General features: G+C 74.6%; 10 protein-coding genes. 3 read left to right on the plus strand and 7 right to left on the minus strand.

The features are described 5' to 3' along the window. The 3 genes from DZF91_RS09870 to DZF91_RS09880 all read left to right on the plus strand — a co-directional run. Window positions 1–811: SWIM zinc finger family protein (locus tag DZF91_RS09870; RefSeq protein WP_147341083.1), on the plus strand; the 811-nt coding region annotated here is incomplete at its 5' end. After that, entirely contained in the window at window positions 808–3,489 is a 2,682-nt protein-coding gene (locus DZF91_RS09875; RefSeq protein WP_117357173.1) for a DUF6493 family protein, read from the plus strand. The genes DZF91_RS09870 and DZF91_RS09875, both read left to right, overlap by 4 nt. 95 nt (window positions 3,490–3,584) lie before the next feature. Next, the gene (locus DZF91_RS09880) at window positions 3,585–4,136 is read left to right on the plus strand and encodes a methylated-DNA--[protein]-cysteine S-methyltransferase (protein WP_117357174.1); all 552 of its coding nucleotides are present in this window, start codon (window positions 3,585–3,587) and stop codon (window positions 4,134–4,136) included. 43 nt (window positions 4,137–4,179) lie between these two features. Here DZF91_RS09880 and DZF91_RS09885 read toward each other — a convergent pair whose 3' ends face one another. From DZF91_RS09885 to DZF91_RS09905, 7 genes are all read right to left on the minus strand, one after another. Then, window positions 4,180–5,079 (minus strand): oxidoreductase, encoded by a 900-nt coding sequence (locus DZF91_RS09885; protein WP_117357175.1) that lies wholly within the window; start codon window positions 5,077–5,079, stop codon window positions 4,180–4,182. A gap of 227 nt (window positions 5,080–5,306) precedes the next feature. Further along, window positions 5,307–5,798, minus strand: a complete 492-nt coding sequence (locus DZF91_RS09890; RefSeq protein ID WP_117357176.1) for a glutathione peroxidase — start codon at window positions 5,796–5,798, stop codon at window positions 5,307–5,309. 207 nt (window positions 5,799–6,005) lie between these two features. Continuing rightward, window positions 6,006–6,164 (minus strand): hypothetical protein, encoded by a 159-nt coding sequence (locus tag DZF91_RS41060; RefSeq protein WP_199486527.1) that lies wholly within the window; start codon window positions 6,162–6,164, stop codon window positions 6,006–6,008. A gap of 504 nt (window positions 6,165–6,668) precedes the next feature. Next, entirely contained in the window at window positions 6,669–6,824 is a 156-nt protein-coding gene (locus tag DZF91_RS41065; protein WP_199486528.1) for a hypothetical protein, read from the minus strand. A 154-nt stretch (window positions 6,825–6,978) separates the two neighbouring features. After that, window positions 6,979–7,272: a hypothetical protein gene (locus tag DZF91_RS09895; RefSeq protein ID WP_117357177.1), complete on the minus strand. Its 294-nt coding sequence runs from the start codon at window positions 7,270–7,272 to the stop codon at window positions 6,979–6,981. A 118-nt stretch (window positions 7,273–7,390) separates the two neighbouring features. After that, complete coding sequence (locus tag DZF91_RS09900) at window positions 7,391–8,440, minus strand: LCP family protein (protein ID WP_117357178.1); 1,050 nt, start codon at window positions 8,438–8,440, stop codon at window positions 7,391–7,393. Window positions 8,441–8,684: 244 nt separating this feature from the next. Beyond that, the coding region (locus DZF91_RS09905) for an AAA family ATPase (protein WP_117357179.1) at window positions 8,685–10,545 on the minus strand (1,861 nt) is incomplete at its 5' end.

Below are 10,545 nucleotides of genomic sequence, written 5' to 3' on the forward strand. Positions count from 1 at the left end.
CGCCGACGCGCTGTGGGCGGTCCCGGCCGGCCGGTCGCTGCGGCCGACGTCGCGTCCGGGGCCGGGCGCGGTGTGCCTGGCGGGCGCCCACCGGCTCGAGACGCTGCTCCCGCTGCTGCGGTTCGCCCGGTCGCTGCGCGTGTACGGGCCGCGGGTCGCCGCCGGGTCGCCGCCCGTGGCGTCCGCTTGGGAGCTGGAGCTGCCGGGGATGCGGTACGTGCTGACGCTCTCTCCCGAATCGTTCCGCGGGTTCTCCGGTGAGGGCGCCGTCCTGGGCGACCTGGCCGCCGACGAGACCGCCGCGGACGCCGACCTGGTCGGGGCGCTGCTGGCGTTCGAGCCGCGTCTGGACGCCGACCGGCTCGCGGCGGGCGCGGGTCTGACGCCCGCCCGGACGCGCGCCGCGCTCACCCGGCTCGGGACGTCCGGCCGCGTCGGCTACGACCTGGCCGAGGCGTCCCACTTCCACCGCGAGCTGCCCTACGACCCGAAGCGGGTCGCGGCGATGAACCCGCGGCTGCGGGCGGCCCGCGCGCTCGTGGAGGAGGGGGCGGTCCGCTTCACCTCGCCCGCGGTCGCCCAGGTCACGACCGGTGAGACGCGGATCGTCCGCTTCGACGGCGACCGCGCCACCTGCACGTGTCCGTGGTGGCTGGACCACCGCGGCGGACGCGGCCCCTGCAAGCACGTCCTCGCCGCCCGCATCGCCCGCGAGCCCGCAGAAACAACGGGCGAGGAGGCGGCGGACGGGGCCTCCCCCGCGGCGACCGCCGGACCGGGCACGCGCGAGACGACGGGAGAGACGGCGTGAACCAGGCAGTTCGGGAAGCGATCACGGCGGGGCAGGGCCGAACCGCCCTGCGCCGGATCCGGGACCTCGACGCCGCCGGACGCAGAGAGGTCGGCAAGGAGCTGCCCGCCCTGCTCCGCGAGCTGCGCGACCGGGCGACGTACGGCGTGATCGACCAGCCGGTGCTGGACGCGCTGCTGCTGGCCGGGCTCGCCTCGATCCCCGGCCCCGCCGCGGCGGCGCAGTGGCTGGCCCGCTCGGAGCTGATGGGGTGGATCCTCCGGTGGCGCCCGCCCGGAGGGGGCGCGCCCGCCCCGGCGCCCGCGCTGGAGGAGGCGGTGGCCGACCGTCCCGACGAGTGGGTCGCCGAGGTGGTGCGGCGCGCCGCCGGCCGCGTCCGCGACAACTGGCGGTACGAAGGGCTCTACACGGCCGTCGCCGCGCTCGTGCCGCGCGCGGGCGGGACGCCTCCGACCGACGACGCGTTCGTCCTCGGCTGGACGCGGTGGGCACCGGATCTGCCGTGGGCGCTCGCCCGCGACCCGTTCGCCGCCACGCTGGTCCCCCGGCTCTTCGAGGTGGACGGCGCGGGAGGCGCGGACTGGGTGGAACCGGTCGCCGCGTTCGTGGCGTCCGGACGGCTCGACCGGGCCGACGCCCTCGACCGGTGCGTCCGGCGGCTGCTGCGCGGCGGGCGCGCCCAGGACCTGCGCTGGTTCTGCGCGCTGCACGACGAGCTGGCCCCGACGCCGGAGGAGTCCGCGGCTCGGCTGCGCGACTTCGTCCGGATGCTGCCCGCCGCGCCCGGTCCCGCCGCCGACCTGGCGCTGCGCGAGATCCGGCGGGTGGACGAGGCGTCGCCGGTCCCGGTCGCGGTGTTCGCCGAGGCCGTGGAGGCCGCGCTGTTCCGTCCCGAGAAGCGGCTGGTCAGGTCCGCCCTGGCGTGGACGGGCCGGACGGCGCGGCGGGCGGGCCGGACGGACGCCGCCGTCCGGGCCGTCCTGCCGCTGCTGGAGGCGGAGGACCTGGCCGTGCGCGACCGCGCCGTGAAGATCGTCGCGAGGCACGCGCGGGAGGCGTCCGCCGGGACACGGGAGGCGGCGGCCGTCGCGGGGGCGGCCCTGCCCGCCGAGCTGCGCGCCCTGATCCCCGGCGCCGACCTGGTCGACGGGCCCGGCCCGGTGGAGCCGGCGGCGCTTCCGGCCTACGTCCCGCCGCCCGCGACACCGCCGATCGGCTCGGTCGCGGAGCTGGTCGAGGCGACGTTGCTGCTGGTGGAGAGCGGTTGGGGCGGTCTCGAACGCGTCATGGCGGCGATCGTCGAGCACGCCCACCGCGATCCGGAGGGCGTGCACGAGGCCCTCAGCCAGCTGGAGGCGGCCCGGCCGTGGCTGTTCGGCCCGGACCACGACGCGCACCGCGACGACCGTCCGCTCGGCCTGGTCGGGCAGGCCGTCCGTGGCATCACCCGGGTGGAGCCCGCTACCAGGGGCGCACGGTCGCTGGTCAAGGCGATGCGGACTCGGGTCAGGCAGTTGTCGAGGGCCGCGGCCGACCCCTGGCAGGACCCGAACGACCTGCTCGCGCCGCCGTTCCGGTTGCTGGCATGGCGGATGCGGGAGGCCGTGGACGGGCTCGGGTGGCGGCCGTTCCTGCTGGCCGTGCCGACCGAGGCGAACGGCCTCCTCGACCCGGCCGTCCTGGTGGAGCGCGCGCTGCGCTATGAGGCGGACGGCCTGGCCATCGGCCGCGCCGACCTCGCGCAGGCGCTGCTGCGCGCCGCGCCCGAGGTGGACCGCGACACGCTCAAGAGGGCCGCCGAGCTGACGTCGGCGCAGGGCCGGATCCTGGCGGAGCACCTTGCCGCGGACGCCCCGCCCGCGCCCGAGATCACCGTCGCTCCGGTCAGCGTCCGACACCGGCTGCACAGCCTCTCCCCGTCGCGGGAGCGGAGCCTCCGTCTCCTCCCCACGTCCGCGCCGACGACGATGAGCCCGGGGTTCCGGGACGTGGCCCCGCTGTTCGCCCTGCCGCGGAGCGGGAGCTGGGACGTCCTGCCCAAGCTCGGCTTCTGGCCGGGTTACGAGGAGATCCCCCGCATGATGCCGACACATCGCGAACTCGCCGCGGCGCACCTGCTCCCCGCCGCGTCCGGACTGCCGAGGGTCGACGACGCGTCCTGGAGCACTCCCGAGATCGGCGACGCCGTCGTCTCCCTCGCCGAGGCGGACGGCCCCGCCGGACCGGCGACCGCCGCCGTGCTCGCCTACGCGGCGTCGGCCCAGGAGTCCGCGACCCGCGCGACGGCCCTGGAGGGCCTGCTGGTCCTCGCGTCCCGCGGCCGGCTCCCCGCCGCCGACCTGGGGCGGACGATCGCGACGCTGGTGGACACGGGCGGCGTGAAGCTCACCCGGATCGTCGGCGTCCTCGGCGAGGCCGTCCACGCGGGCGCCCACGCGGAGGTCTGGGAGACGGCCCGGGAGGCGCTTCCCCCGCTGCTCACCGCCACCGCGACGCGGCGGACGGCGGACGCGCCCCGCGGACTGGCCGACCTGCTGCAACTGGCGGCCCGCTGCGCCGAGTCCGTGGGCGCCCGCGCCGACCTCCCCGGCCTCGCGGACGTCGCCGCACGCGGCGGTTCGAGCGCCCTGGTCCGCGAGGCCGCACGCCTCCAACGCATCGCGTCGCCCAAGCCGTGAGCGCCCCCGTCCCTAAGCCGGTCGGGGATCGGCGTACGGTGGTCGCGTCGGATCCTCCGGCACCGCATCCCCTGACAGCGCGGAGAGAGCAGAGCATGTCCGAGACTGTGGCGTTCGGTACGGCGGAGACGGCGCTCGGCCGGTTGCTGGTCGCCGCGACCGAGGCGGGCGTCGCGATGGTGACCTGGCGGGACGGGCCCGGCACCCGGGCGCGGGCGCAGAGTCGGCTCGGCCTGCCCGTGGTGGACGACCCCGCCCGCCTGGCCGAACCGCTGCTCCAGCTCAAGGCGTTCTTCTGCGGCGACCCGCACGCGTTCACGGTGCCGATCGACTGGCGGCTCACCAACCCGTTGCAGCGGCAGGTGCTCGGCACGCTGTACGAACGCGTCCCGTGGGGGAGGACGATCACCTACGGCGGGCTGGGAGACCGGTCCGAGGCGGGGGTGAACGCGCAGGCCATCGGGCAGGTCATGGGCTCCAACCCGGTCCCGATCATCGTGCCCTGCCACCGCGTGGTGGCGTCCAACGGGCTCGGCGGGTACAGCGGCGGCAGCGGCATCGAGGTCAAGCGCTGGCTCCTGACGATGGAGGGCTCGCTGCCCGCGACGCTCGACTGGTCGCTCGACGAGGGCCCGCTGCCGGTCTGACCCCGCGCTGCCCGCGAGGCGCCGGGGCCGCTCGGATGGGGCGTCAGTAGGCGATGCCGGTGAGTTTCTCGGACTCCTGCCAGAGGCGGCGAGCCGTGTCGATGCTGGCCGCCTGGGGCGGCGTGACGACCTTCCCCGGGGTGCCCCGGTACTGGAGCAACCGCGGGCCGTAGCACGCGCCCGGTGTCACGTCCGGGACGACGGCGGCGTACAGGGTCGGCAGGGCGCCCGTGGCGGCGGACTGCGCGACGACCACGTTCGCCAGCTCGGCGAGGCGTTCGCGCAGGCGGTGGCCGGCCATGCGCGGACCGGCGGCCTGGAGGTTGGTCGAGGCGTAGCCGGGGTGCGCGGCGACGCTGGTCACGTCCGGGACGCGTCGTGCGAGCTCCTTGGTGAACAGCAGGTTGGCGAGCTTGGACTGCCCGTAGGCGAGCCACGGATGGTAGGAGCGCTCGCTCTGCAGGTCGTCGAAGCGGATGCGGCCCGTCCAGGCGATCCCGCTGGTGACGGTGACGACGCGGGGCGCGGGCGCGGCGCGCAGGGCGGGCAGCAGCAGTCCGGTCAGCGCGAAGTGGCCGAGGTGGTTGGTGCCGAACTGCATCTCGAACCCGTCGGCGGTCGTGCGCTTCGGCAGGGCCATGACGCCCGCGTTGTTGACGAGGATGTCGAGGGGTTCGTCCGCCCACCTCCGGGCGAACGCGCGCACCGAGGCGAGGTCGGCCAGGTCGAGCGGGAGGAGGGCGAGGTCGGCGTCCGGGACGGCCGCGCGGATCCGGTCGAACGCCGCCTGCCCGCGCTCGGCGCTGCGGCAGGCGAGCGTGACCGCCGCCCCGCGCCGCGCGAGCTGGAGCGCGGTGTGGTGGCCGAGCCCGCTGTTCGCGCCGGTCACCACCGCGCGCCGCCCCTGGAGCCGGGGGATGTCCGCCGCGGTCCAGCCGCCCATCGTGCACCTCCACGTCGCGTCCCGATGGGTCCCCAAACTAGACGGGGCATCGAATAGCGGCAAGGCGGCGTGCGCCGGCCAAGCCGCACTCACGTCCCTGCCCCGAGGCGCGCGCGACCGAACCCCTGCGGCGGCAACGGGCGGTGAGCAGGGACGCCGCCGGTGGCGCGAGGAGTTCGCGCGACCGGCGGCGTGCGGGTCGGCGGCACTGGGCCGGGGACGGCGGGTCAGGAGGCGGGGAGGGTCTTCTCGACGGCGGCGACGACCTCGGCCGACTCGGGCTCGGTCTGGGGCGAGAAGCGGGCCGCGACCGTGCCGTCCGGCGCGATCAGGAACTTCTCGAAGTTCCAGCGGATGTCGCCGGTGTGCCCCTCGGCGTCGGGGGTGCCGACCAGCAGCCCGTAGAGCGGGTGCCGGTTCTCGCCGTTGACCTCGATCTTTTCGGTCATCGGGAAGGTGACGCCGTAGGTGGTCGAGCAGAACGTCTCGATCTCCTCGGCGGTGCCGGGCTCCTGGCCCATGAACTGGTTGCAGGGGACGCCGAGGACGGTGAAGCCGCGTTCGGCGTACCGCTCCTGGAGGCGCTCCAGGCCCGCGTACTGGGGGGTGAGGCCGCACTTGGAGGCGACGTTGACGACAAGGACGGCCTTGCCCCGATACTGCCCGAGGTCCGCGGAGCCACCCCGCAGGCCGTCGATTTCCACGTCGAAGACAGTCATGGAGTGATCCTAGGACCTGCCTCCGACGGACGTCGGCACTCGCGGCCCGCGTTGATCCTAGGACCTGCCTCCGACGGACGTCGGCACTCGCGGCCCGCGTGGGTGTCCACCGCACCACCGTCGGTGTCGGCGTCCGCGCGGGGCGCGCACGTCGGCGAGGAGCCGTCCGCCGTCCCGGCCGAGGTCGCGGCGGGACGGCGGATCCCGTCAGGTACCGAGCGCGTTCACGAAGGAGGAGAGTTGGCTGCCCGCGTTGCCCAACTGGCTGATCGCGTTGTTGACCACGTGGGCTGCCGCGGTGGGCGAACTGAGGAGGTAGAAGATGACAAAGGCGATGGCCACGTAGCGGAGGTTCTTCTTGTTCATCCCGAACGCCGTCCCTGGTGTTGCGCAGCGACACACGACCCGATCCAACATGTGCCCGTCTGCGGCTGGCCGCTTAGCGGGATTTTACTGCGACGGGGCCGTCCGCGCCTGCCCGCGGATGCGCGAGATCCCTTACCCCATAGGCGAAACCGTCCCTCACCTGCGACTGAGCGAGGAAACCGGATGTGGAACGACGCGCGCGGAGACGCCGTCCCCGCCGCACCGGCACCCCCGCCTCGAACAAAAAACCCGTGCGACTCCCCAGAACCGTCCGCGAACCCTCCCGACCGCGCTCGGACCACGTCCGACCATGACCATCCGCCCGGACGGGAACACCCGCGCGAACGCGAGGACCCGCCCGAACGGCCTTGCGCACACGAACCCCCGCCATATCGCCAAGGTCCTGCCAAAATCCGCCATCCCGCCGAACATGGAAAAGCCCCGCACCCTGGACGGATACGGGGCCGGGCGGCCGTCCCCGGAGGGGACGGCCTGTAGGACCGGTTACGGAATGGCGCTGACGAACTGCGAGAACGATTCCGCGGCGCTGCCGAGGCCGCCGAGGGCGCTGTTCACCAGGTTGGCCGCGCCCTCGGGCCTGCTGACGACGTACCAGACCACGAACGCGATCGCGGCCAGCTTGAGATGCTTCTTGTTCACGGCCCCCACCCTCTGCGATGACGCTACTACTCAGGGTAATGCCCTCGGGGGTGCGAGGGTGGATCAACGCAACGTAAAGACCGCGTCAGTCCCTGAGAGTGCGCGGGGAAACCTGTGTAAACGAGGACCCCCGCTGCGAGCGGGACGCACGAGATCAGTCGCGGTGGCGCTGCTTCGTCAGGTAGTCGATGTAGACCGGGCGCAGGGCCCGCCCGAGGTCGCCTTTGTCGGCGTGCACGGCCTCCTGGAGCAGCGACAGGCTGTGCAGCATGTCGTACTCGGCGCGCTCCTGCTCACCGAGGGACGCGGCGGCTGCGGGGATGGCGCGCAGCAAGTCCCACAGGAAGCGCAGATCGCGGTTGTCGCGGGCCGTCCTCACGGCCCGGTCGTGCAGCTCGTCGGTGGGGAGCGATTCGAGGTCGTCGGCGGCGGCCTTCTCTTCTGACATGCGCCGACTCTACCCATATGGCCGCCGCCCATCCCGCCCGGGCCGACCGGAGAAGGCCGCGAGCGGGATGGGCGGCGGCGCGCGCAAGCTGCGGAGCGCGCGCCGCACGCGACGGCGGCTACTTGGTGATGAGGTTCCGCGGGATCGGCCGGCCCTGCTTGATGGCGCCGAACAGCTGCCCGGCGCGGGTGCGGTCCCAGGTGATGTACGAGCCGGCGGAGGGGCTGCTGCCGGTGCCGCCGATCGGGACGGTCGTGGTGACGCCGTCGCCGCCGGTGACGCCGCGCATCGCCCACATCATCCGGACCAGGTCGTACAGGTGGTCGCCGTTGTCCACGCGGAAGTTGCTGGTGGCGTGCAGCGCCAGCGGGATGCTGTCGAACGGGTTGAGCATGACGCCCGGGCTGGTCGCCTTCTTCATCAGCGCGCCGAAGAACTGCCGCTGGTGCTCGACGCGCTCCAGGTCCGCGCGGGCGAACTTGCGGGTGCGGACGTAGCCGAGCGCCTGCGTCCCGTTGAGCGTCTGGCAGCCGGGCTGGAGGTCCAGGCCCGCCTTGTGGTCCTTCATCCGCTCCTTGACGCAGATGTCCACGCCGCCGATGGCGTCCACGACCCCGACGAACCCGCCGAAGCCGATCTCGGCGTAGTGGTCGACGCGCACGCCGGTCGCCTGCTCGATCGTCTGGACGAGCAGCTTCGGGCCGCCGAACGCGAACGCGGCGTTCAGCTTGTTCGAGCCGTGCCCGGGGATCGGGACGTAGGAGTCGCGGGGCAGGCTGACCAGGGACGTGCCGCCCGCGCCGTAGTGCAGCAGCATCATCGAGTCGGTGCGGCGGCCCTCGGCGTGCCCGGTGGCGAGCTTCTTCTCGTCCGAGCGGCTGAGGCCCTCGCGGCTGTCGGAGCCGACGATCAGCCAGTTGGTGCCGGGGGTGTCGGCGGGGCGTCCGGCGTAGTCGGTGAGGACGTCCTCGCGCTTGAGCCGGGAGTCCAGGTAGAAGTAGCCGCCCACCACCAGCAGGACCAGGGCGACCAGCACGGCGCCCAGGATCTTCGGCCAGCGCCTCCGGCGGCGGCGCGGCCGGTGGTGGCCGTCCGGCGGGCCGGGGGCGTACGGATCCCGAGGCCCGGCATAGGGGTCGTGCCCCTCGACCGGTGCTCCCTGATGCACGACGCTCCTCCTGTCTCCGTCCGGCGCCGAGGCCGGTCTCGCTCCTGGGTCCCGACCCTAGGCAACCGCCGGTGTGACGCGCGTCCCACCGGCGCGGGATCCCCGCGGCCGTCCGGTCATCTCACCCAGTGACATGCCCCCGGGAACCGTCGTACCTCAGGAGCATGCCGCCTGATACGGGCGGATGACCCCTAAGGGACACCAACCGATGCTTTTGGTCGGAGTACTTTACACACTCTTGGGACTACAGGTAGTGTCCGGGACCTTTCTCTGTGCGTCCGCCCTCGGGTGGCGCGTCCGGCAGATCCTCCGGCCGCAGCAGCGTGACCTCGGTGGACTCCACGGCCTCGGCCCCGCCGCCGGACCCCGGCGCGACGCCGGTGATCCGCTGGGCCTGGCGGGCGATCGCGGCGTCCAACAGGTTACGGACGAACCTGGCGTTGCCGAACTCCCGGCCGCGCGGCTGGGCGGCGATCCTCCGGCGGACGGCCTCGGCGACCCCGCCGGCGAGCTGGAACCCGGCGGCCCCGGCCATCGACTCGAAGATCGCGACGAGCTCGTCGTCGGAGTAGTCCGGAAAGCGCAGCACGCGCGGGAACCGGTCGCGCAGCCCCGGGTTGGACGACAGGAACCGCTCCATCGGCTCGGCGTACCCGGCGACGATCACCACCAGGTCGGCGCGGTGCTCCTCCATCAGCCGCAGCAGCTCCGCGACCGCCTCGGGCCCGAAGTCCTGCCGGTCTCCCCCGCCCCCGGCGGCCAGGGTGTACGCCTCGTCCACGAACAGCACGCCGCCGAGCGCCCGCTCGACCGCCGCCCGCACCCGCGGCGAGGTCTGCCCGACGTACTCGGCGACCAGGTCCGCGCGGGTGACCTCGACCAGGTGCCCGGACGACAGCAGCCCGAGCCGGGCGTACACCGCCGCGATCAGGCGCGCGACCGTGGTCTTGGCGGTGCCGGGGTTGCCGGTGAAGACCATGTGCCGGGCCGGGGCGTTCCCCGCCATGCCGGCGTCGCGGCGCATCGGCTCGGCGCGCGCCTCCGCGGCCAACGCCTGGACCTCCTCCTTCACCGGCTCCAGCCCGACGAGCGACTGGATCGCGGCGACCGGGTCGCCGGGCAGCGCGTCGCGGGTCGGGCCGAGCGAGTCGGGGACGTCGGCGAGCAGGATCTCGTCCAGCGACTCGGTCTCGTCCACCACGCCGTCGGCGAGGACCCGGCGGCCCTGCAGCGCCACCGCCCGGTCGAGCAGGTCCACGACCAGCCGGGCGTTGCCGAAGCCGCGCTCGCGGGGCGCGGCCCGGACGAGGCGGCCGACCTTCGCCAGGACGCCGTCGGCGAGCGCGAAGCCGGTCTCGGCGGCGCGCCGCGCGAACACCTCGACGAGCTCCTCGTCGGTGAGGTCGGGGAAGCGGACGACGCGCGGGAACGTCGCGGCGAGGCCCGAGTGCGAGCGCAGCAGCCCGTTCAGCTCCGCCTCCGGCCCGGTGAGGACGACGAGCAGGTCGTCGGGGTGGGCGCGGACGGCCGACAGCAGCACGTCCACGGCCTCGCGTCCGCGCGCGCCCTCGGCGGTCGCGAACACGTGCACGTCCCGCACCAGCAGGACGCCGCCGAGGGCGCGCTCGACGGCGGCCCGGACGTTCGCGGCGGTCTCCCCCGGGAACTCGCCCACCAGGTCGGCGCGGTCGGTCTCGACCAGCGCGCCGGTGGACAGCGTGCCGAGGTCGGCGTACATGCGGCCGAGGGCCCGGGCGACGCGCGTCTTGCCGGTGCCCGGGTTGCCGGTGAACACCAGGTGCCGGGGCCGGGCGGCGACCGGCATCCCGGCCTCGCGCCGCATCCGCTCCGCGCGCGCCTCGGCCACCAGCGCCACGACCTCGCGTTTCACCGGCTCGATGCCGACGCACGAGGCCAGCTCGGCGGACGGGTCGGCGGGCGCGGTCTCCGCGCCGGTGGGGTCGATCCGGGACGGCAGGTCCGCCAGGGTCAGGGCGATCTCGTCGTCGCCGGGACCGACGGCGCCGCCGGTCAGCCGGTCGCGGGCCGCGGCCACCGCCTCGGCGGCCAGGTGGTCGGCCAGCCGCGCCCCGCGCAGGTTCCCG

The sequence above is a fragment of the Actinomadura logoneensis genome (genome assembly GCF_003428695.1).
Classification (GTDB): domain Bacteria; phylum Actinomycetota; class Actinomycetes; order Streptosporangiales; family Streptosporangiaceae; genus Spirillospora; species Spirillospora logoneensis.